Source organism: Myxococcus sp. NMCA1, assembly GCF_026810205.1.
GTDB classification, from domain to species: domain Bacteria; phylum Myxococcota; class Myxococcia; order Myxococcales; family Myxococcaceae; genus Myxococcus; species Myxococcus xanthus_A.
Genome location: NZ_CP113950.1, coordinates 2,915,894 through 2,937,031 on the forward strand (window position 1 = coordinate 2,915,894; position 21,138 = coordinate 2,937,031).

At 71.3% G+C, this 21,138-nt stretch carries 15 protein-coding genes; 5 read left to right on the forward strand and 10 right to left on the reverse strand.

Annotated features, from left to right (window positions below):
• The first annotated feature begins 127 nt into the window (after positions 1–127).
• Positions 128–3,232: a cyclic nucleotide-binding domain-containing protein gene (locus OZ403_RS12635; RefSeq protein WP_140789833.1), complete on the forward strand. Its 3,105-nt coding sequence runs from the start codon at positions 128–130 to the stop codon at positions 3,230–3,232.
• 28 nt (positions 3,233–3,260) lie between these two features.
• Here OZ403_RS12635 and OZ403_RS12640 read toward each other — a convergent pair whose 3' ends face one another.
• Positions 3,261–4,370 (reverse strand): hypothetical protein, encoded by a 1,110-nt coding sequence (locus tag OZ403_RS12640; RefSeq protein ID WP_268784308.1) that lies wholly within the window; start codon positions 4,368–4,370, stop codon positions 3,261–3,263.
• A 51-nt stretch (positions 4,371–4,421) separates the two neighbouring features.
• Between OZ403_RS12640 and OZ403_RS12645 the strand changes: the two genes are divergently transcribed.
• Both OZ403_RS12645 and OZ403_RS12650 read left to right on the forward strand, forming a co-directional pair.
• On the forward strand, positions 4,422–4,826 hold the full coding sequence (locus OZ403_RS12645) for a hypothetical protein (RefSeq protein ID WP_237081857.1): 405 nt from the start codon (positions 4,422–4,424) through the stop codon (positions 4,824–4,826).
• A gap of 185 nt (positions 4,827–5,011) precedes the next feature.
• Positions 5,012–6,553, forward strand: a complete 1,542-nt coding sequence (locus tag OZ403_RS12650; protein WP_140789837.1) for a bifunctional metallophosphatase/5'-nucleotidase — start codon at positions 5,012–5,014, stop codon at positions 6,551–6,553.
• Positions 6,554–6,649: 96 nt separating this feature from the next.
• Here OZ403_RS12650 and OZ403_RS12655 read toward each other — a convergent pair whose 3' ends face one another.
• Positions 6,650–8,173, reverse strand: a complete 1,524-nt coding sequence (locus OZ403_RS12655; protein ID WP_140878315.1) for a hypothetical protein — start codon at positions 8,171–8,173, stop codon at positions 6,650–6,652.
• 87 nt (positions 8,174–8,260) lie between these two features.
• On the opposite strand from OZ403_RS12655, the gene OZ403_RS12660 reads away from it, so the two are divergent.
• Together OZ403_RS12660 and OZ403_RS12665 are read left to right on the forward strand one after the other, a co-directional pair.
• Positions 8,261–9,277: a stage II sporulation protein M gene (locus OZ403_RS12660; protein WP_140789839.1), complete on the forward strand. Its 1,017-nt coding sequence runs from the start codon at positions 8,261–8,263 to the stop codon at positions 9,275–9,277.
• Positions 9,270–9,749: an inorganic diphosphatase gene (locus OZ403_RS12665; RefSeq protein ID WP_268784309.1), complete on the forward strand. Its 480-nt coding sequence runs from the start codon at positions 9,270–9,272 to the stop codon at positions 9,747–9,749. The genes OZ403_RS12660 and OZ403_RS12665 overlap by 8 nt, the downstream gene beginning before the upstream one ends.
• Here OZ403_RS12665 and OZ403_RS12670 read toward each other — a convergent pair.
• The 8 genes from OZ403_RS12670 to OZ403_RS12705 form a co-directional block, all read right to left on the reverse strand.
• Positions 9,727–11,034 (reverse strand): DUF58 domain-containing protein, encoded by a 1,308-nt coding sequence (locus OZ403_RS12670; RefSeq protein WP_140797942.1) that lies wholly within the window; start codon positions 11,032–11,034, stop codon positions 9,727–9,729. The two genes, OZ403_RS12665 and OZ403_RS12670, sit on opposite strands and share 23 nt — an antisense overlap.
• Complete coding sequence (locus OZ403_RS12675; protein ID WP_140797943.1) at positions 11,031–12,029, reverse strand: AAA family ATPase; 999 nt, start codon at positions 12,027–12,029, stop codon at positions 11,031–11,033. The genes OZ403_RS12670 and OZ403_RS12675 overlap by 4 nt, the downstream gene beginning before the upstream one ends.
• Complete coding sequence (locus OZ403_RS12680) at positions 12,026–13,306, reverse strand: DUF4350 domain-containing protein (protein WP_140874320.1); 1,281 nt, start codon at positions 13,304–13,306, stop codon at positions 12,026–12,028. Before OZ403_RS12680 ends, OZ403_RS12675 begins: the two co-directional genes overlap by 4 nt.
• Positions 13,299–15,209: a DUF4129 domain-containing protein gene (locus tag OZ403_RS12685; protein WP_268784310.1), complete on the reverse strand. Its 1,911-nt coding sequence runs from the start codon at positions 15,207–15,209 to the stop codon at positions 13,299–13,301. The genes OZ403_RS12680 and OZ403_RS12685 overlap by 8 nt, the downstream gene beginning before the upstream one ends.
• A 3-nt stretch (positions 15,210–15,212) precedes the next feature.
• Complete coding sequence (locus tag OZ403_RS12690; RefSeq protein WP_140789850.1) at positions 15,213–15,482, reverse strand: hypothetical protein; 270 nt, start codon at positions 15,480–15,482, stop codon at positions 15,213–15,215.
• Positions 15,483–15,534: 52 nt separating this feature from the next.
• Positions 15,535–17,088 carry a transcription termination factor Rho gene (gene rho / locus OZ403_RS12695; protein WP_140853855.1) on the reverse strand — a complete coding sequence of 518 codons (1,554 nt, stop codon included), beginning with the start codon at positions 17,086–17,088 and terminating at the stop codon, positions 15,535–15,537.
• 265 nt (positions 17,089–17,353) lie between these two features.
• Positions 17,354–19,831 carry a signal peptide peptidase SppA gene (gene sppA / locus OZ403_RS12700; protein WP_268784311.1) on the reverse strand — a complete coding sequence of 826 codons (2,478 nt, stop codon included), beginning with the start codon at positions 19,829–19,831 and terminating at the stop codon, positions 17,354–17,356.
• Positions 19,832–19,879: 48 nt separating this feature from the next.
• Complete coding sequence (locus OZ403_RS12705; protein ID WP_174258738.1) at positions 19,880–21,082, reverse strand: PEGA domain-containing protein; 1,203 nt, start codon at positions 21,080–21,082, stop codon at positions 19,880–19,882.
• Between the last annotated feature and the right edge of the window lie 56 nt (positions 21,083–21,138).

Below are 21,138 nucleotides of genomic sequence, written 5' to 3' on the forward strand. Positions count from 1 at the left end.
GCGGAAGTCGGGTGAAGGTGTCCGAAGTGACTTGCCCGCCGTCCGGAGGGCAGGCGAGCGGCACCTCGCACGACAGCGCTATTCTTGGGGCGAGAGGGCGTGGGGTAGTCTGCCGCGCACTCGCACCGTGCTCCCCTCCGACTCTTCATCATGGAACCGCCGCCTTTGGCCGGCGGCAGCCTTTCAGTTCGCGCTCATCGCAGGGGTGACGCAGCTGAAGACGGCTTCCAACGCCCTGGTGCTGTCGCGCTTCGAGTCCCAGGCGCTGCCGTACCTGTACTTGCTGGGCGCGTTGATGACGGCGGCCATGACGGTGCTGCCGCGCTCCAAGCCGGGCTCGCCCTTCGAGTCCCCGGGCCTGCTCACGGGCATGGGCGGCGTGGTGGCGCTGGTGCTGGCGGGGGCCCTGTCCGCGGGGCAGCGCATGCCCGCGCTGGCGCTGTACCTCTTCGCGGACACCTTCTCCACGTTCGTGTCCTTCCGCTTCTGGGGCCGCATGGCGGCCGCGTTCGACGCGCGTGAGGCGCGCCGGGCCTTCACCGCGCTCAACGGCTTCGCCATGGGCGGAGGCATCGCCGGAGGTCTGCTGGTGCAGGGCCTGGCGGTGAAGCTGGGCACGCCGGCCATCGTGGTGAGCGGCGCCGTGGGCCTGCTCGCCGCGGGCGCCATCTTCCACCACCTGTACAAGGGCCTGCCGCCAACGCCGCCGCGCGGCCGCCCCGCGTCCTTCCTGGGGCTGCGCTATCTGGCGGAGAGCCCCTACGCCCAGGTGCTGGCGGCGCTGGGCATCGCGTTCGCGGTGCTGTCGTCGTTCGTGGACTACCTCTTCCGGCTGCGCCTGGAAGGCACGCTGAGCGAGGACGCGCTGACGGCGCTCTTCGGTTCGCTCCAGCTGTGGATTGGCCTGTTCTGCGTGGCTTTCCAGCTGCTGGTGGCTCAGCGCCTGCTGAAGCGGCTGGGGCTCCTGCGCTACGTGGCGATGGTGCCGCTGGTCCTGGCCCCGCTGGCGGGCGCGGCGCTCGTCACCCCCAGCTTGTGGCCGGTGCACCTGCTGCGGCTGGTGGAGACGGCGGTGAGCTACTCCATCCTCCCGGTGGGCATCCAGTTGCTCTACGCCGCGGTGCCGGACGACCAGCGCGAGGGCCTGCGCGCCACGGTGGATGGGCTGCTGCGCAAGGGCGGCGTCGTGCTGGCCGGCCTGCTGCTCATCGGCGCGGGGCGCGCGGCCAACGGCGCCTTCATGGCCGTGGCGGTGGTGGGCATGTGCGCGGGGCTGGGCCTGCTGCTGGTGCGGATGAAGCCCGCGTACGTGGCCGCGCTGGGCGAGCAGGTGGGGGCGCCCGAGGAAGAAGACGTGGCGCTGGAGGGCGAGGAGGAGCAGCGGCTGCTGGCAGAGGCCCTGGCGGCGCCTTCTCCGGAGCGGGTGCTGCGCGCGGTGGCGATGATGGAACAGGCGGAGGTGCCGCTGCGTCCGCACCTGCCCGCGCTGCTGCGCCACCCGCACGAGCGCGTGCTGGAGCGCGGCGTCTCCCTGGCCCTGGAGCTGGAGGCGTACGAACTGGCGCCGGTGCTGGAGCGGTTGGTGGAGGAAGGGCCACGCCGGCCCCGGGACCAGGCCGTGTGGGCTCTGGCGCGGCTGTCTCCGGAGCGGGCGGAGCGCCTGCTGCCCGCGTTGCTGACCCATCCGGACGTGGGCCTGCGCTGCGCGGCCATTGGCGCGCTGGTGAAGTCGACGGGGAGCGCCGTGGCGCTGGACGCGCTGCGGGCGATGTTGTCGCGCGGCGAGGGCGCACCGGTGTCCGAGCGCCGCGAGGTGGCGCGGCTGCTGGGGCGCATCCAGAACTCACGCTTCGCGGAGCCGCTGGCGCGCTATCTGGAGGACGCGGACGCCTCCGTGCGGCACGTGGCCCTGGTCGCGGTGGGCAAGGGCGGCTACGCGGAGCTGGCGCCCCGGCTGCTGCCGTTCCTCACCTGGCGGGAGGAACGCAAGGCGGCACGCGAGGCGCTGGTGGCGCTGGGCGACGAGGTGACGCCGCTGGTGGAGGACCAGCTCAACAACCGCGTGGCGCCGCTGGCGATGCGGCTGCAACTGCCTCGCGTGCTGCGCGGCATCGGAACACCGGCGGCGCTGGACGCGCTGCTGTTCTCCAACGTGCGCGACGACGCGTCCCTGCACTTCCGGATTGGCGCGCAGATGTCGCGCCTGCGCGACGAGCACCCCGAGCACCCCGTGGACGTGGAGCGCGTGCGCGAGGCCCTGGGCCGGCGGCGGGAGGTCTACCGCAATCTGGTGGGCGCCTTCCGCGACCTGCGCGCGGCGTTGGGGGACGGCTCGTTGCTCACGCGCGCGGTGGGCGACCGGATGGACCAGGCGTTGGAGCTGTCCTTCTTCCTCCTGGGTTTGCTCCATCCGTCGCACGTGATGCGCGGCATCCACTACAACCTGGTGGGGCCGGACCCGCGCCGTCGCGCGTTGGCGCTGGAGCTGTTGGAGAACCTGGTCGACGAAGAGGACCGGGAGCTGGTGATGGAGCAGGTGGAAGCGCACCACCGTGAGCTTCCGCCCGGCGCGCCCGGCCGGTTGTGGCGGCGGCTGGCCGCGCTGGTCCAGAGCGAAGACGGAGTGCTGCGCGCGTGTGCCCGCCATGTGGCGTGGGTGAACGGGCTGCACGTGCTCCCGCAGGAAGGTGACATGAGCGACAGGACAGTCCAGCGGATGTTCGCGCTGGAAGGGGTGAGTGTCTTCTCCCAGTGCGACGTGGACGACATCGCCGCCATCGCCGCCGTGGCCCGCGAGGCGTCGTTCCGCGCGGGAGAGCGCATCTACGCCCAGGGCGACCCGGGCGACGCGCTCTACGTCATCGTCGACGGCGCCGTGGATGCCTTCCACGACGGCGAGCACGTGCTGCGCTTCCAGGGCAAACAGGCCTTCGGCGAGGTGAGCCTGCTCGACGGTGCACCGCGTCCCACGGACATGGTGGCCGCGGTGGACACGCGGGTGCTCATCATCGACCGGCGTGACTTCTTGGATTTGCTCGCGGACCGGCCGGAGCTGCTGACGGGCTTCTTCCGCGCGGTGAGCCTGCAGCTCCAGGCGCTCATCGACCTGCCGGACTCGCGCGAGACGGGCGAGCGGCTGGAGATGACGGCGCCGCTGGGCCCCCTGGCGCCGCCGCTGCCGGATGGGCCGGCGCCGGATGGAAACGACGACCGCTCGCGCGACGACTCCTGAGCCGAGCGGCGCGGGGACGTCCCTCCCGTCACCACACATCGGCGGGGCGGGGCACCTCGGCTTCGGGCGGCGAGGCGTTCGCACCGGCGGCGAGCGCCTTCCTGGCCGCGGCCACGTCCTCGTCCAGCAGGTGCGCGGAGGCGACGGGGATGAGCGGCCGGACGAAGAACTTCATCGGAGGAAATGAGCCCATGAAGCGAACCACCGCAAGCCCGGCGAACACCCAGGGGTGGCGCTCCGTGCTGGAGATGGGCGCGAAGACCTCCTCCGTTCGCCGTCCCCAGGACGCGCCGTACCGCTGAAGCGCGCCCCACCGCAAGCCCGGCACGCGCGTGGTGAGCACCGTCCACACCCGCAAGAACCAGGGCGGCCGCGTGGGCCCCGCGGACGGCTCCCAGGCTCGCGCGCTCTTGGCGGCGGTGAAGACCACCCACCACCACGCGCCCCAGGCGGTGAACAGGGCGGTGAAGACGAGGCGGGAGGCGCACATGAACGGGAGGGTGATCACCACCAGCGCCGGCACGCCCACCATGAGCAGCAGGAAGGACCGCCAGCGTCGCTTCATCTTCTTGCGCAGCCACACCACGTTGAGGCGCACGCGCGGCGGGAACTCCTCGTCCTCTGGCTCCAGCCCTGTGAGCAGGCTGGCCTTGCGGGAGATGGCGTCGTGGTAGTCCCGCGACAGGGCGATGACCACCCACTGTGCCAACTGCAGCGCGGCGAACAGCGCCGCCCAGAAGGCCAAGCCCCACACGGAGAAGCCATTCACCGTCCAGGTGCTCTTTTCGTGAGCAGGAGCCTGGGTGTCCTCGGCGGTGTGTGGGTCGTCCGTCGTGGCGTCGGTGCGCTCCTTGGCGGAGGACGCCGGGGCCTCCGACTCCAGGTCCTTCGTGGCTTCCATCACCAGCGCGGTGATGGCCTTCGCCAGGGACGTGCCCGCATCGGCCCCCTGGGCCGCGGCCTCCACGTCCCGGATGCGCTGCTCCAGCCGCGCTTCGGGCGTGTCCGCCGGGATGGGGGAGGGCTTCTGGGGGTCCGGAGTGGCTCCCTCGATGTCCTCGGCCTCTCCGGTGGGGGCGTTCTCGGGGGACTCGTCGTCCGAGAGGGCGGAGGAGGGGCTCGGGGTGGCGCCAGCCATGGCCGCGGTCTCGGGCTGCACTTCGGGACCAGAGGGCGTCCCCTCGCCAGCGTGCTGCGCGTCGGCCTGCTTGCGCCGGGCAACCTGCGCGTCGATTTCCTGGAGGCGCTGGAGGGTCTGCGCTTCAACCTCCTTCGCGCGCCGGGTGGCAGCCGCCGCCTCCTTCTTGACCTGCTGGTCGACGAGGACCTCGGCGACTTTTCGAAACTGCGCCGCCTTGGCGCGCGCTTCGGCTCGGGACTCCCGCTTGCTGGCGCTTTCCGCCGCTTCAGTTCCGGAAGTCATGCAACTCAAGGCCAATGCCAGAGCTGCAACGGATTGGAGAAGCCCGACACGAATGTATTGTTTGCGTGCGACCGGGTCGCCCAGCAGCGCTCCACCAATGTGGAACGGCAGGCTCATGCCGTAGAAGAACTGGCGCAGGCGCCCTTCGGGCGGTTTCCGATCTTTCAGTGAGAAGTGACGCGCACCTGCGCTCACCTCTCCCCAGAACTCGCGTGCCCGGCCCTCGCCCTGGCCGGCAAACCCCTGCTCTGTGTGCTTGTGAACCTTGCCTTCGGGTGAGGAGCCGCCGTGCCGCGTGTCGCTGTCTGCCACGTGTCTCAGCGTAGCACGAGCCGAGTTGTGCTAAAGGCGCACTTGTGAGCGCGAACCCTCTCCGTCCTCGTCCCTTCCGCCAGCCGCTGTCCGGCGTGCTGGTCCTCGCCCTCGGTGTCGTTGCCGGCTGCGAGAAGAGCAATCCCACTCCGCCTCCGGCCGCCGCGCCGGAAGCCAAGGCTCCCGCTGCTCCTACCGAAGTCACGCTGCTCGTGACGGGTGGCGCGTTCGGCCAGCTCCAGCCCTCCGAGGGCAAGGGCGGCGCGGCGGAGCTGCTCGGCCGCTGGATGGCCGATGAGAAGCACTGTCCCGGTCCCGTGAGGGAGGGCCAGCCCACGTGCGCGGACGCCAGCACGTTGGCGCTCGCCACGGGTGACCATTGGAACGGCCCGGCCATCTCCTCCTTCTTCCTGGGCACGCCCACGGCCGAGGTCATGGGCCGCATGGGCTACGCCGCCTCCGCCCTGGGCAACCATGAGCTGGCCTTCGGCAAGGAGGCCTTCCTCAAGAACCGCGGCGCGGGCGGCTTCCCGTTCCTCGCCGCCAACCTCAAGGTGAAGGACCCGGCGCTGGCGGGCGACCTGTCCATGCCGGCGTTCCAGATCTTCGAGCGCCGCGGCCTCAAGATTGGCGTGGTGGGCCTGGCGTCCGAGAAGACGGTCCGCACCGCCATGCCCGGCCGCGCGGATGGCCTGGAAGTGACGGGCTACGAGGAGGCGCTCACCACCGCCATTCCGGAGGCCCGCAAGGCCGGCGCGGACGTGGTCGTGGTGCTCGCCGACGAGTGCGTCACCGATCTGCAGCCCGCGGTGGCGAAGCACCCCGAGTGGAAGGTGGCGCTGGTGGCCGGTGGCCGCTGCGCGCAGCCGGTCGAGCTGAAGGACGGCGCGACCAGCTTCGTGTCGCTGGACCGTGGCTTCGGCAAGTACCTGCGCGCGCACGTCACCTTCGACCCGGCGAAGCCCGCGGGTGAGAAGCTGACCGGCCTGGACACCAAGGTCGTCGAGGTGTCGGGCGGCGCGCCGGACGCGGAGACGGCGCAGCTGGTGGGCAAGTGGAAGACGCAGCTGGACGAGGTGCTGGGCCAGCAGATCGGCTTCTCCAAGGCCGGCATCCCCCATTCGTCGCCCCAGATGGCGAAGTGGGTGGCGGGCGCGGTGCGCAACGTGCTCGGCACGGACGCGGCCGTCCTCAACAGCGGCGGCATCCGCGGCGACCTGCCCGCCGGTCCGGTGACTCGCGGCAGCATCTACTCGGTGATGCCCTTCGAGAACACGCTCCTCGTCGTGAAGCTGAAGGGCGAGGACCTGGCCCGGCAGCTGGCCAACCCGAACGCGCTCGTCTCCGGCTTCACGGCCGCGGGCAAGGGCAAGTTCAAGGACGCCAAGGGCAAGGCCCTGGACCCGAAGAAGGAGTACACGGTCGCCACGGTGGAGTACCTCTACTTCGGCGGTGACGGCTTCGAGTTCGAGAAGCTGGCCCCCGAGCCCACCGAGACGGGCATGGCGTGGCAGACGCCGGTGGTGGACTGGACCAAGGACCAGTCGAGCAGCGACAAGAAGCCGCTGGAGAAGCTGCTGAAGTAGTCCTCGCCGTCCTGCTTGCTGCGTAGGACCTTGAAGCGCCGGAGGAGCCCACCTGGGCCCCTTCCGGCGCTTCGTCGTTTCAGCGGGGCCGTGGGCTCACGGCGTTTCCATTGTAGGCGCCGCCGTGGGCGGGGGCGCCGCGGAGGGACGGGCATCGGGCCCGCACACGGCCTGATAGCGGGCCAGCGTGTCGTGCACGGTCCGCCGCAGCCGCTGCGGCGTGCCTTCGTGGAGCATGTCCACCGCGAGCTGCTGGGCGTCCAGCGCCTCCGGGCAGCGACCGAGCTGGAAGAGGAGGGTGGACCACGTGTCCAACACCGACGCGTTCCCCGGCGCCAGCGACAGGGCCCGCTGCGCCGCCGTCAGGCCCTTCTCCGGCTGGGCTGTGCGCGCGTAGTAGCCGGCCAGTCCGTTCTGCGCGCTCACGCTGCCGGGCAGCAGCTCCACCGCGCGGAGCCTCGCGGCCTCTTGCTCTTCGGACGTATTGCCCGCGGCGTCCAGCGCCTGCGCCATGGCGTTCCACGCGTGCCCGCTGTCGGGGTGGCGCTCCACCAGCTCCCGCGCCAGGGCGAGCCTGCGGAACGGATCCTCCGTGGAGCGGATGCGCAGCAGCATGGCGTCCACGTTGCCGGGCTCCTCGCGCGTGGCCTCCGCCATCTCCCGTTCGATGTGGGGCAGCCGCTCCTCCATGGGGGACGCGCCCGGTGTCATCAGGAACAGCTGGGCGCGGATGGCGTGGACCTCGGCCGCACGCATGGGGCGCGATTGCAGCGGGCTCGTCACGGGCGCCAACGGCGCGGTGATGGTGCGGTAATTCATGTGCCCAGGGCGGCGCACGTAGCCATTCAGCTCGCCAGCCAGGTCCTCCTCGCCGCGGAAGGCGGCCTCGAAGGCTTGCCGGGGTTCATCGCCGTGCATGAGGCGCTTCTGGAAGTCCTCGAAGCGCGCGCCGTGCCGGCTGATGAAGAAGTGCACCCACAGCCAGGAGGACGCGTAGTACTGCCGCGACTCGGCGGTGCCGAGCAGCCCCTTGCCGTCCCACTCCCAGAGCTCGTCGAGCGTGCGCCAGCCGTGCCGCTGCACCTGGGTGTAGAATGGCCCGTGGATACGCCCGAGGATGACCTCGCGCCGCTCTGGCCTGAGGGCGATGGTCTCCAGGTAGCTGGCCAGCCCTTCTGACAGCCAGCGTGGCTGGCGGACGAGCGCGAGCTCGGAGAGATAGTGCGTCAGCTCATGGGCCTGGGTGGTGATGTCCGCGGTGGCTTCGCTGAGCGCGTAGGCGTGCCCGGCCAGCACCAGCAGCGGGCCGTCCTCGGTGTGGGTGGAGAAGCCCTCGATGCGGATGTTGGTGAACTCCTCCATCGCGCTGCGGTTGTGGAGGACGATGATGTCCACCGTGCCCGGCGGGTCGAAGCTGCCGCCCCAGGCCTGAAGCAGTCCTTCGCGGAGCAGCTCCAGCTCCTGGGCCGCTTCCTCGGCCGTCTCCGTGTCCAGGTTGGTGCGGACGATGAAGTGGGGACTGCGCACTTCCACCCAGGGGCGGCCTCCCTCCAGCGGGCACAGGGCGCGCATGCTCGTGCATCCCGACAGCAGGGCGAGCAGCCATCCCAGGAACGCCATCCGACACGTCATGGTCCTGCGTTTTCCCACAAAGCGTCATCGGAGGGCAGGGTGGCCCGCCGTATCACTGGGGTAGAGTGCCGGCCCATGGAGATGGCGGAGTTCATCGAGTCCCGCAGGCCGCGCTGGGAGCAGTTGGAGTCGCTGCTGGACCGGTCCGAGTCCCACGGCCTGCGCGAGCTGAGCCTGGAGGACGCCAGGACGCTGGGCCGGCTGTATCGCGCCGTCTCCAGTGACTTGCTGTGGGTTCGCGCGCGCAGTGGCTCGGCGGACGTGAATGCCTACCTCAACGATTTGGTGGGCCGGGCGTATGCGCTGACGTACCCGGGCCGGCGCCCGCGACTGGCGGACGTGTGGGGCTTCGTGGCACGGGGCTTCCCCGCGCTGATGCGGCGCGAGTGGCGGATGTACGTGGCGTCGCTGCTGCTGCTGCTGGCGGGCGTGGGCTTCGGCTACGCGGGGATGATGGTGGACCCCGACGCGGCGCACTACCTGGTCCCCGCTGAGCACCTGAAGCTGGACCCCGTCGAACGCGCGGCCAACGAGGCCGCGGGTGACGGCATGTCGGTGGGAGACCAGGCCCAGTTCACCACCTACCTCTTCACCCACAACATCCAGGTGGCCTTCCTGGCGTTCGCGCTGGGCATCACGGTGGGCCTGGGAACGGCCATCATGCTGTTCGTCAACGGGCTGTTTTTGGGCGCGCTCGCGCAAGTCTACGCGGCCAAGGGAATGGCGGGCTGGTTCTGGGCGTGGATTCTTCCGCACGGCATTCCGGAAATCACCGCCATCTGCATCGCAGGCGCCGCGGGGCTGGTGATTGCGCGAGGCATGGTGGCCCCGCGAGGACTGCCCCGTGGACAGGCGGTGCGACAGGAGGCGGTGACGGCGGTGAGGCTGCTGTTCGGCACGCTCGTCCTGTTCGTGCTCGCGGGCTTCATCGAGGGCACGGTGTCCCAGATTCATCCACCCAAGTTGTCGGTGGCGTTCAAGGTGTCCTTCGCGTTGACGGTGGGCGCGGGCGTGTACGCGTACCTGCTGTCGGACTGGCTGCGTGGGAGCCGCGCGGCGCCAGACGGCGGCGCTGAGTCCGCGCATGGATGAGCGCTTGTGGCTGCCTCCGCTGCCCAGCGAGCCGGAGGTCCTCATCGAGTGCCCGCGCTTCTCCTTCGTGAAGCGCCGCGCGGACGGGGCGGTGGACTTCGTGTCGCCGCTGCCGTGCCCGTACAACTACGGCAGCATCCCGGGCCTCACGTCGGATGAAGGCGACCCGCTGGACGCCGTCGTCATGGGGCCCCGGCTGGCGTTGGGCCAGCGGCTGCGGGTGCCCGTGGTGGGCGTCATCGGCTTCGTCGACGCGGGACGGGGGGACCCGAAGGTGGTGTGCGCCGCCGCGCCCCTGACGGACGCCGAGCGCGCGGGCCTGGAGCGCTTCTTCCGCGTCTACGCCCTCTTCAAGCAGGTGCTGCACCGCGTGCGGGGCAACGTCCCGGACACCCGCTTCATGGGGTGGTTGCCGCTGCCCGCCCCGGCGCTGGACGTGGCCCCGGAGGCTACAGCACGCCGCGCGCCTTGATGTCCAGGTAGCGGTTGACGGCGGCCAGGCTCAGCTCATCCGGCTGCACGTCGAGCATCTGCACGCCGCCCTGGCTCACGCGCGCCTTGAGCATTTCGCGGTCGGTGAGCAGCTCCGACGCCACCGCGTGCTGGAAGGCCTCTTCCGGGCTGGGCGGCGGCGTGCGCAGCAGCTTCTGGAGCGCGGTGTCCTTCACCGACAGGCACAGGGGGACGTGCCGCCGCGCCAGGCGGTGCAGTGGGGCCACCATGGTGGAGGCCTGCTCCTCGTCCAGGAAGTCGGTGAAGACACACAGCAGGCTGCGGCGCGTGAGGCGGAGGTTCAGCTCCTTGAAGAGCGCCAGGTAGTCCACGTACGTGAGGCTGGGCGTGGTGCCGTAGAGCGTGTCGACAATCTTCCGGTACTGCGTGCGTCCGGCAGCGGGCGGCAGGTAGGCCTTCACGCCATCCGCGAACACGGCCAGCCCCACGCGGTCGCCGTTGCGCACGGCCACGAAGGCCAGGAAGAGGGCCGCGTTCACCGCGTGGTCCAGCTTGGTGAGGCCGTCCACCTGCGCGGCCATGGAGCGGCCCGCGTCCACGCAGATGAGGATGGACTGCGAGCGCTCCGACTCCAGCACGCGCGTCACCGGCCGCCCACGCCTGGCGGTGGCCTTCCAGTCCACGTCCCGCACGCTGTCGCCCTGGGCGTAGTCGCGCAGGCGGGCGAACTCGCTGCCGCGCCCGTCGCGCCGCAGCTGCCGCAGGCCCAGGTTGACCAGGTCCAGCGCCGCGCCCGACAGCAGCAGCCGGTTGGCGCCGCGCAGGTCCGGGTACACGGCGATGTCCTGCGCCGCGGGGAACACGCGCTCGTGGGACACCAGCCCCAGCGGCCCGCGCACGCGGACGTGCACGTCTCCGAACTGGAAACGGCCGCGCTTCACGGGCGTTACCCGGTACACCCAGCGCGACTCGCTCCGCGCGGGCAGGTGAAGTGGTGCCTCGTCCGGCGTGGCGGCGAAGCCGTCCGGCACGTCGTCCCGGACGCGCACCTGGACGGCGCCGCCGCTCCGGTGAATCAGCCGCACCACCACCTTGTTGGCCACGCCCACGTTGAGCCGCGCGGGCAGCACGCGGTGAACCTCCAGCCGGGCCCTCCGCGCGGTGAGCACGTCGAACACAGCCAGCGCCAGCACCAGGGCGTCCAGCGCGAGCACGGCGCCGCCAATGCCGGGGCTGAAGCCCGCCAGCATCATCGGCAGCGCGAGCAGCGCCAGCAGCACCCAGAGGCGCGGGGTGGGAATCACCGGGGGACCTCGACGCCGCGCACCACCTCGCGCAGCACGTCCGTCGGCGTGGCCCCGTCCAGCTCCGCATCCGGTGACAGCAGCAGGCGGTGCTTCAGCACGGGCGCCGCCAGGAAGCGCACGTCGTCCGGGGTGACGAAGCCGCGCCCTCGCAGCGCCGCCAGGGCCTTGGCCGCCAGAAGCAGGTGCACGCCCGCGCGAGGCCCGGCCCCCAATCGGATGCGGCTGGAGGCGCGCGTGGCCGCCACCAGCTTGCGGACGTAGGCCAGCACCGGCGGCTCCACCGTCACCTCATTCAGCGCGCCGCGCGCGGCCAGCAGCCCGTCCTTCGTCACCGCGGCATTGACGCCCGCGCGCTGCAGGTCCCCCGAGTCGAAGCCCCGGTGCACGGAGGCCAGAATCGCGTCCTCCTCCTCTGGCGCGGGGTAGCCCACCTCGATTTTCAGCAGGAAGCGGTCGAGCTGCGCCTCGGGCAGCGGATAGGTGCCCTCGGACTCCACGGGGTTCTGCGTGGCGAATACGGTGAAGAGCGGGGAGAGCGACAGCACGCGGCCCTCCATGGACACCGAGCGCTCCTGCATGGCCTCCAGCAGCGCGGACTGCGTCTTCGCCGGGGCGCGGTTGATTTCGTCCGCCAGCAGCAGGTCCGTGAAGATGGGGCCGCGCACCAGCGTGAAGCCCTGCGTCTTCAGGTCGAACACGCTGGTGCCCAGGATGTCCGCGGGCATCAGGTCCGGGGTGAACTGGATGCGCTTGAACTCCGCGCCGATGCTGCGCGACAGGGCCTTGGCCATCAACGTCTTGGCCACGCCGGGTACGCCCTCCAGCAGGATGTGGCCGCCGGCGATGAGGCCACAGAGCATCAGCTCCAGGGCCTCATCCTGGCCGACCACGGCCTTGCGCACCTCGGACAGCACGGCCTCGCGGATGGCGTGGGCGGCCTGCACGGCGTTACCAGCCGGGGCGGGGGAGGGGGCAGACAGGGTGTCGTTCATGTCGTTTCGGGAGGGCTGGGCCGGGCGGCGCCGGCGGAATGAAGGCGTTGTCGCAGCCGCGCCGCGCGCTCGGCGAACTGCTGGAGGTCTGTGTCGCGCGTCACCGCGCGGCTGTCCGTGGTGAGCTCCTCGAGCCCCTGGGCCAGGTCCGCGCGGCCACGCTCGCGCAGCCCGTGAGCCACTGCGTCCGCGGGCGCATGCGCGGGCAGGCCCGCGTGCAGGGCCAGGTCCTGGGTGAGGCCCCGGAGGATGAGCTGGGCGGAGAAGCCGTGGTGGCGGCCCTCGCGGTACAGCCGGCCCATGGCGAAGAGCGCGTCGGTGGCGCCCACGCGCGAGGACTCGGGCGGGGGGCGCGGGCGGCCGAAGCGCTTGAGCGACACCGACCACAGCGCTACGCCAAGCAGCAGTTGCAACACGGCGAAGTGCAGGCCGTAGCGGCGCGCGAAGTCCACCACGGAGCGCTCGTTGGTGAAGCCGTGGTGGAACTCGTCGAACTCGATGGGGCCGGGGCCGATTGACGCCAGGGTGCTGAGCCAGAACTGCGCGTTGTCCGCGCGCGCCAGCGCCTGGTTCATGGCCAGCTCCGGGGCGCCCACCACCAGCACGCGGCCCTGCCCGTACGGCACCACCGCCGCCACGAACATGCCCAGCCGTTCATCCTCCAGGACGGGAACGGCCGTCTCGGGCAGCTCCAGGTAGGCCTGCACCTTCGCCTCCACGCGCTCCACGCCCAGCGTGTACGGCGTGGGCTGGGGCGGCACCAGCGTGCGCATGGGCAGGGTGGTGTCCGCCTTGAAGAGCTTCACGTTCAAGGCTTGCAGCACCGGGTTCTCCCGCGAGCCCCACGGCACGTAGACGGCGCTGCCGCCCTCTCGCACGTGCTTCAGCAGTTGCTCGGTTTCATCGTCGTCCAGCGCGGCCGCGCGGAAGGCGTTGAAGCCGGTGCGGGGGACGTGCTCGTCGGCCAGGCCCGCGTCGGGCTCGGCGGCCAGCGCCGTCTGGTCCGGGTCGTGCTCGTAGGCACCAGACACCTCCACCGCCAGCAGCACCGGCGTACCCAGTCCGGACGCGATGCGCAGGTCCGCCATGCGGCGCGTCACCGGCAGCCCGCTCTCCTGGGCCAGCAGGAACAGGGCCCGCGCGCCGTCCTCCTGCGCGCGGTACGTGGACAGCGTGTCCGCGAACGCGTTGCGCCGGGCGCCTCGGACCAGGAAGGTGGTCAGCACCGCGGTGAGCAGCAGGCCCCCCACCACCAGCAGCGGGAAACGGTCACGCACCAGCCACCTCCGGGCGAGACGGCGCGGCCAGCAGGGGCTCGGTGAGCGCGCGGAACTCGCGGTAGCCGTCCACGCTCACCGGCAGGTTGCCGTACCAGGCGAAGTCGAAGCGCCGCGTCAGCTCGCGGAAGGGAGCCTTCCATTCCGCGCGGCCCCGGAACTGATACAGGTAGTCCCAGTTGCTCAGCGTCTCGTCATAGAGGATGGCGCCGTCGCGGTGGAGCCGGGACAGCAGCGCCAGGTAGAGGCTGCGCACCGCCTCGCGGTATGCGCCCCGCGCGGCCAGCTCGTCCGCCAGGTGGGCCCAGCCCTCGGGAGGACGTGACAGCGCGTGGTGGGCGTCCCCCGCCAGCGTGGATGCGTCCACCGTGGACACCTGCACGCCTTCCGCGCCCGCGCGGCGCTTGTCGCGGTTCAGCGCACGCAGCAGCACGACGCCCAGCACCGCGAGGGTGAGTGTCACCAGCACCACCACCAGCACGTTGGCCACGCTGGCGCCGGTGAGGAATGGCTGCGCCGTCTCCTGCCGCGGTTCCGCCGGCTCCCGCTCGAATAGCTTCTTCAACTGCGCCCCCAGCCAGTCGATGAAGCGCTGCCACCAGCCTGGCGCCTCTCGGGGGGCCGAGGGCTCCTCGGGGGCGTCTTTCTCCGCCTTGGGCGCGGCCTCCGCGAACTCGGGCCGGGCCAGGATGTCCTTCGCCCGCGCGGAGGCGGAACGCGCGTCCGCCCGGGTTTGGGCGTCCACGGTCGCACCCATCGTGGTGAGCCCCTGCGTCAGCGTGACGCGGGCCTTGTCGCAGTCCTCCTCGTCGAAGGCCTGCCGCTCCACGCGGCGCACGAAGCGCTCCAGCTTCGCGGCTTCGCCGGGCCCCAAGGACTCCAGGGGCGCGTATAGGCCCGCGGCATCCTCCGCCGTCGAGGCCTCACACGCCTCCGCGACCTCGCCCAGCCGCCGCAGCGCCTCGGCGGGGGGCAGGGGCTTGGCTTCCTCGGTGTCCTGGGCATGGGCTGGCGCCGCCGTCAGCAGGCCCAGGCCCAGCACCACCGCCAGCATCGCCGCGCCACGCGTCGCGCCCGGCGGAGGCAGGGGGCGTCCCAAATCCCGGGATGGAAGCTGCTGGACGCTGGCCAGCAGGTCGAGCCCTTCCTGACGCACGCGCCCGTCCACCAGCAGCAGCGTGGCCGTCGCGGCGCGCACCGGCTCGAAGAGGGCGAACGTCGTCACCGCGAGGAAGATCAGCCACTGGCCGTTGTCCAGCGAGGCGTAGCGCTCCGCGAACGTCAGGTCCACGCCCACCAGCTTGCGGCCCAGGAACAGCAGGAAGTTGAAGGCGATGTGCAGGTTGAAGAAGGCCAGCACCTGCGCGGACATGAGGATGCGGACCCACATCGCGGTGCCGCGCGCCGGGCCCAGCAGCCGTGAGCACGTGCCGTAGAGCTTCAACGGACTGCCGCGCCCCTGCATCACCGCCGCGTAGCCCACCCCGTGGGACTGCAGCAGGAGGTAGCCGAAGCCTCCCGTCACCATCACCACCAGGGTGTTGAGGCCCAGCAGGTACGCCACGGCGATGAAGAGCGCGGGCATCCGGCCCAGCGCCGCCTTGAGCGAGACCCACGCGGAAGGCTCGCCCTGGGTGCCCAGCAGCAACTCCTGTACGTAATGGCACGTCGCGCCCTGGCCCAGGCCCCGGAGGAACCACGCCAGCGTCAGCAGCAGCGAGGGCACCACGAGCGGCCAGCCCATGCGCACCGACTCCGCCAGGTACAACATGGCGGCCACCACGGCCGCGCTGCCGGGCAGGGTGAGGGCCCAGACGCCCGCGTTGCGGGTGCACAGGCGCAGCGCGGCGTCCATCAAGGCCACCGCGTTGCGCGGGCGGAGTTCGAGCGCGGAGACGGCCATGGGCTAGCTCGCCGCCACTTGGGCAAGCAGGAGGATGCCGCCCCAGACGAGCGCCAGGCTCATCAGCGCCAGCACCACGTTGCCCGCCGACCATTCGCGGCGCTCACCCGGGCCCTCCAGCGCCTTGAGGCGCTGGTCCAGGCAGCTGGCGCAGCGGTTGATGCCCTCGAACTGCGTGGTGCATTCCCGGCAGATGACACGCCGGCACTCCACGCAGACGCCGAGGCCGGCGCGCTCCGGGTGGTAGTGGCAGCGGCCCGAGCCTTGAATCATGCCGCCACCTTAACGCACACCCGGGCTCGCCGTACCACTCCCGAAGCGGGGACTACAGCTCGTCGAGGAACTCGTCGTTGTACGTGTAGCGGGACAGCCGCTTCACGAGCGCCTCCATGGCCTCCACCGGCTTCACGGAGAAGAGCATCTGCCGCAGCTTCTTCACCTTCTCGTACTCGCGCAGGGTGAAGAGCTTCTCCTCCTTGCGCGTGCCGGACTGGGCGATGTTGACGGCCGGGAAGACGCGCTTCTCCGCCAGGAGCCGGTCCAGGGTGACCTCGGAGTTACCCGTTCCCTTGAACTCCTCGAAGATGACCTCGTCCATGCGGCTGCCGGTGTCGATGAGCGCCGTGCCGATGATGGTCAGCGAGCCGGCTTCCTCCGTCGCGCGGGCGGCGCCGAAGATGCGCTTGGGGCGCTCCAGGGCGCGGCTGTCCACGCCGCCGGACATGGTGCGGCCGGAGTTGTCGACCTCCTTGTTGAAGGCGCGGGCCAGACGCGTAATCGAGTCCAGGAGGATGACCACGTCCTTGCCCGACTCCACCAGCCGGCGCGCGCGCTCCAGGGCCAGCTCCGCCACCTTGAGGTGGTCCGCGGTGGGGCGGTCGGAGCTGGAGGCCAGCACCTCCGCCTTGATGCTCCGCCGCATGTCCGTCACTTCTTCCGGACGCTCGTCGATGAGCACCACCATGACGTGGCACTCCGGGTGGTTGGAGAGGATGGCCTGGGCGACGCGCTGGAGCATGATTGTCTTGCCCGTCTTCGGCGGGGCGACGATGAGCGCGCGCTGCCCCTTGCCAATGGGCGAGATGAGGTCCAGCACCCGGGTCACCATCTCCTTGTGACCGTTCTCCAGCTTGAGCCGCTCGGTGGGGTCCACCGACGTCAGGTCCGCGAAGTGCGGCAGCCGCGGCGCGCCCTCGAGCGGCCGGCCGTCCACCGTGTCCACCTTCTGGATGACGCCCTTCTGGCCCCGCATCTGCGCGAAGGCGGTGATGTACTGGCCCTGCCGCAGCCGCAGCTTCTGGACCAGGTTCTTGGGCAGCTCCGGGTCGTCCGGCGCCGCCAGCAGGTTGCGCTTGAGCTGGCGCAGGAAGGCGTTGGGGCCCTTGGCCTCCGTGTCCAGCACACCCTCCACCGGAGACAGGTTCGCCTGCTGCGAGGCCTGCTGGCCGCCGCCCCCGTGCTGCGCGTGGCGCGCGTGCTGCTGGCCCCCGCCGCCGTGCGCCGGCTGCGGTGGTGGCTGCTGTTGCTGTTGTTGCTGCGCCTGCCGCTGGCGGTGCTGCTCCAGCTCCTGCGGCGTGAGGAAGACCTGGACCTGCTGGCCGTCCGCTCCCGGCTGCATCCGGTAGGCCTGGCCGTCCGGGGTGAAGAGGACCTGCGCGCCACGGCGACGGCGCCGACGGCGGCGGCGGCGGCCGGTGGCCTGGCCGGGCTGCCCGGGGGCGCCACCCTGTGCGCCACCTGCGCCGGAATCACCGTCGTCGGGCCCCTCGTCGTCGCCCTCGTCGCCACCGTCATCGTCCGGCTCGGGCGGCGCCACGGCGCGGGCGGCGGGAACAGGGGGGGCATCACGTGGGTCGCGGTTATCGGGGTTTTCGCTCATGAAAGTTCCAGACTGTGTGCGCCCCGGGCGGCCGCTCCAGGAGGAGGGCGGGGACGCAAGGTGACTCAGGCCGTGGGACAGGAAGCGGACGCGGGGCCCTGGTGACGAGCAGGCCGAACCGCCGTTTCCTGGAGCACCCTGGCGGCCCAAAGCCGTCCGGGGTGCAGGAGTAACAGTAACAGAGGCCGGGGACGGCGCCGCCGCTTTTTTGCGCGGTGTCGTCCGGCCGACCCCTACCTGCCAATTCAGGCCCGCCGCCAGGACTTCAGCGGACGGTTATCTGGAAGGGCATCATCGCCTTCACGCCCGGCTGGAGCAACATCAGGTTCAGGCCCGCCGAGCGGGCCAGCGCCCGCAGGGACTCGGGCAGGGCGGGCTCTGGCGCGGGCAGCAGTGACAGCGCCGCGCGCACCCCGGGCTCACCGCCCAGCGCGGAGAAGAAGCCCCGCGCCTCGCCCATCACCACCAGGTCCAGCTCCTCGTCCGGAGGGATTCCGGCCCGCATCCGCGCGGAGTCCACCGCTTCCAGCAGGCCGCCCAGCTTGTCCACCAGGCCGCGAGCGAGCGCGTCCTGGCCGCTCCACACCCGGCCCCGGGCGACCTCATCCACCTTCGCCTTGTCCATCTTCCGCCGCAGCGCCACCTGGGTGATGAAGCTGTCATAGGACGCGTCCGCCCACGCCTGGGCCGCCTGCTGCTCCTCCGGCGTCCAGGGGCGCCACATGTCCAGGATGTCCGCCATCGGCGCACGGGTCAGGCTCTCCTGGTGCACGCCCAACAGTCCGCCGAGCAGGCCCTCGACGGCGGGCTTGATGTAGAAGACGCCGATGCTGCCCGTCAGCGTGGTGGGCAGGGCGAACACCTCATGCGCGCCAATGGCGGCGTAGTAGCCGCCGGACGCGGCCATGTCCCCCATGGAGGCGATGACGGGCTTGTGCCTGGCCGCCTCCATCACGGCTTCGTACATCAGGTGGGACGCCAGCACCTCGCCGCCGCCCGAGTCCACGCGCACGACGATGGCCGCCACGCTCGGGTCCGACTGCGCCTGCTCCAGCGCGCGAATCACCGTCTCCGCGCCCGCGAGGCGGCTGAAGCCCAGCGGGTCCTCGCGGCTGCGGCCGCCGATGATGTCGCCCAGCACCGGCACCACGGCGATGCGGCGCCGGCGGGCCCAGCGGGCATCGCGCTCGTCGCGTGGCGCGTACGTGGTGCTGAAGCGTCCGCCCGGCACCAGCTCCGCCACCTTCTTGTCCAGCTCCGTCGAGGAGATGACGCCATCCATCAACCCCAGCTCCACCGCGCTCTTCGGGTGGGGCAGGCCCAGGTCCCACAGCGCGTGCAGCCGCTCCACGGGCACCTTGCGGCCTTCCTGCACAGCCTTCTCGTAGACGGCCACCTCCGTGTCCAGGTAGGCGTTCGTGGACTCCAGGGACGCGTCGCTGGGCTCGGTTCGGGAGAGCTGCTCCGGGGCCGTCTTGAAGCGGCCCACCCGCGCTACGTCCCAGTGCACGCCCAGCTTCTCCATCGTCCCGCCGTACGTCTGGAGGTGCACGGCCAGGCCGTTGATGTAGAGAATCGACTCCTGCAACGCGTAGATGCGGTCCGCCGCCGACGCGACGAAGTAGCCCAGGTCGTCCGTGGACAGCACCACCGCCATCACCCGCTTGCCGGACGCGCGCAGCCGCAGCAGCGCCTGACGCAGCTCCTCCGCCTTGCCCCATCCCACCCCGGGCAGGCTCTCCATCTTCAACACCACGCCGGCCAGCCGGTCGTCCTGGGTGGCCAGGTCCAGCCACCGCGTCAGCCGCAGGTATGGGTCCGCCTCGCTGACGCCCAGCCAGGAGAGGACGGGGCTGGTGCCTCCGCTCAATGCGTCATTCAAGTCCAGCAGCGTCACCACGCCGCCGCGCGGCGCGATGGAGCGGTAGGTCTCCGACGACAGGCGCACCGCCGCCAGGTGGTCCAACCCCGCGTTCGTCCCGCCCGCCGCGTAGGTGAGGCCCAGGTGCGAGGTGTCCACCGTGGCCGCCACCTGGAGCGCGATGGGCACCCCGGAGGTGAAGCCGTGCGACACGCCCGCGCCCAGGCGGAGGCCCGGAATCACCTCCGCGTGGACGGTGTACGTCGCCTGGCCCTGGCGGAAGGCGCCCTCGGAGAAGAGCCAGTCCACGCCCAGCGTGTAGCGCTCATCCAGCGGGCGCACACCCAGGCCCAGGTTGTACTGCCGCTTCAGCGCCAGCGTGCCCTCCGAGGGGGCGTTGACGTCGCGCACCACCGCGCCCAGTGACAGCGCCCGCAGGGGGCGCGCCGTGAGGCCCACGTCGAAGGTGTCCAGCGCGTCGATGTCCCGGTTGGATGAACCGTAGGAGTGCCACGAACCGCCCAACTGCAGCGCGCCCGTGCCCAGGGAGAGCCCCAGCGACGTGCGGCGGTAGTCCGGCTCCGCCCGTCCGCGAATCCACTCCATGGAGCCGCCCAGGCCCAGTCCGAGCAGGCGCGTGGCCAGGAAGACGCCGTCTCCCAGGCCGTCATGCACGAGGTTGCGCTCGTGCAGGTAGAAGAGCTGACTGCCGTTGACGAAGCCCAGGCCCGCGGGGTTGAGCGACAGGGCGGTGGCTTCATCCACCAGCGCGGCGCCCGTGGGCGGCAGCGTCAGCCCCCGGGAGGGCAGGGCGGGCCGGCTGAGGACACTCGTCTGGGCGAGCGCGAGGCTGGGGAGGAGCAGGAGGGCGAGCAGGCGCATACGCCCCGGGACTCTAGGCAACAGCCGTCCCGGGACAAGCGCTCAGCGCTACCAGTCCTCGGTTCCGGACACACCGTCGAGCGGGTCGTCGCTGGGCTTGCTCTTCTTGTCCTGCGCCTTGCCACGGCCGCCCCGGTCCTCCGACGACCAGTCTTCCATGCCACCGCGGTTGTCCAGCGGGTCCCGGCTCTTGGTCACCTTCTCGCCGATGCTGTTCACCAGGTGGTTCACCACCCGCTCCATCTCCTGCTTCAGCTGGCCGAACTCGTCGCCCTGGACGGCCATGCGCCGCCCCGCCAGCCTCTGACCGGTGCGCGCGTCGTAGTAGCCCAGCGTCAGGTCGGTGCCCTCTCCATTGGCGCGAAGGGTGCCCACCATGACCCGCTCCAGTCCCAGCGACTGCGCCATGGCCGCCACGCCAGACGCCTTCTCGCCGGCGCGGTTCACCTCGCCCGCCACCCGGTCCAACTGCGCGTCGTAGGCCTTGTACGCAGAGGTAGGCACCAGCTTGGCGGTGACTTCGGCGTCGTCGGTGGCCACCTCCATGAGCTGCCCGTACTGCCGGAAGCCCGGACGCTCCAAGCGCAGCAGGTGCTTGCCAATGGGTAGCGCGGGCAGCGTCACCGGCGTGTAGCCCACGACTTCGCCGTCCACGTACACGCGCGCGCCCGCGGGCCGCGAGTTCACCGTGGCGGTGCCGCGCAGCTGGGACGTGCGGCTGGTGGCCACCTGCACGCGCAGGGCGAGGAACTCGCGCGTGAAGCGCTTGGGGGACAGCTCATGGGTGGGGGACAGCGCGATGAGGTCGATGAGCGCCAGCTTCGCCTCCTCCACCTCGCCGCGCAGGTGTAGCACGGCGGCGTACAGCGCCAGCGCGTCACACAGCGGCGAGCACCCGCGCATGGCGCCCGCGGCCCCCTGCAGCTCCTTCAAGGTGGCGCGCACCTTGCGCTCCGCCTCCTCGTAGTCCTTCTTGTCGAAGGCGGACAGGCTCTCCGAATAGCCCTTGCGCCCGCGCTCCAGCGAGGCCCGGGCCTCCGGGTCCTCCGGCATGCCGAACAGTTCCTCCGACTTGCGGACCGTCATGCCGGCGAAGTGGGTGAGGGCGTCGTTCATGTAGCCCTCCATCTGCACGCTGGATGCCTCGGAGGCCGGGTCCATGGGCACCAGGAGGGTGCTGACGCGGCGCGCCTGGGGCGGGGCCGCGAGGGCCAGCGCGGGGAGGAGGACGAGGGCGAGGGCGGCTTTCATGGGGTGACCTCTGAAACAGGCGACGCGGGAGTCGGTCCGGGCATTCAACACGCGGC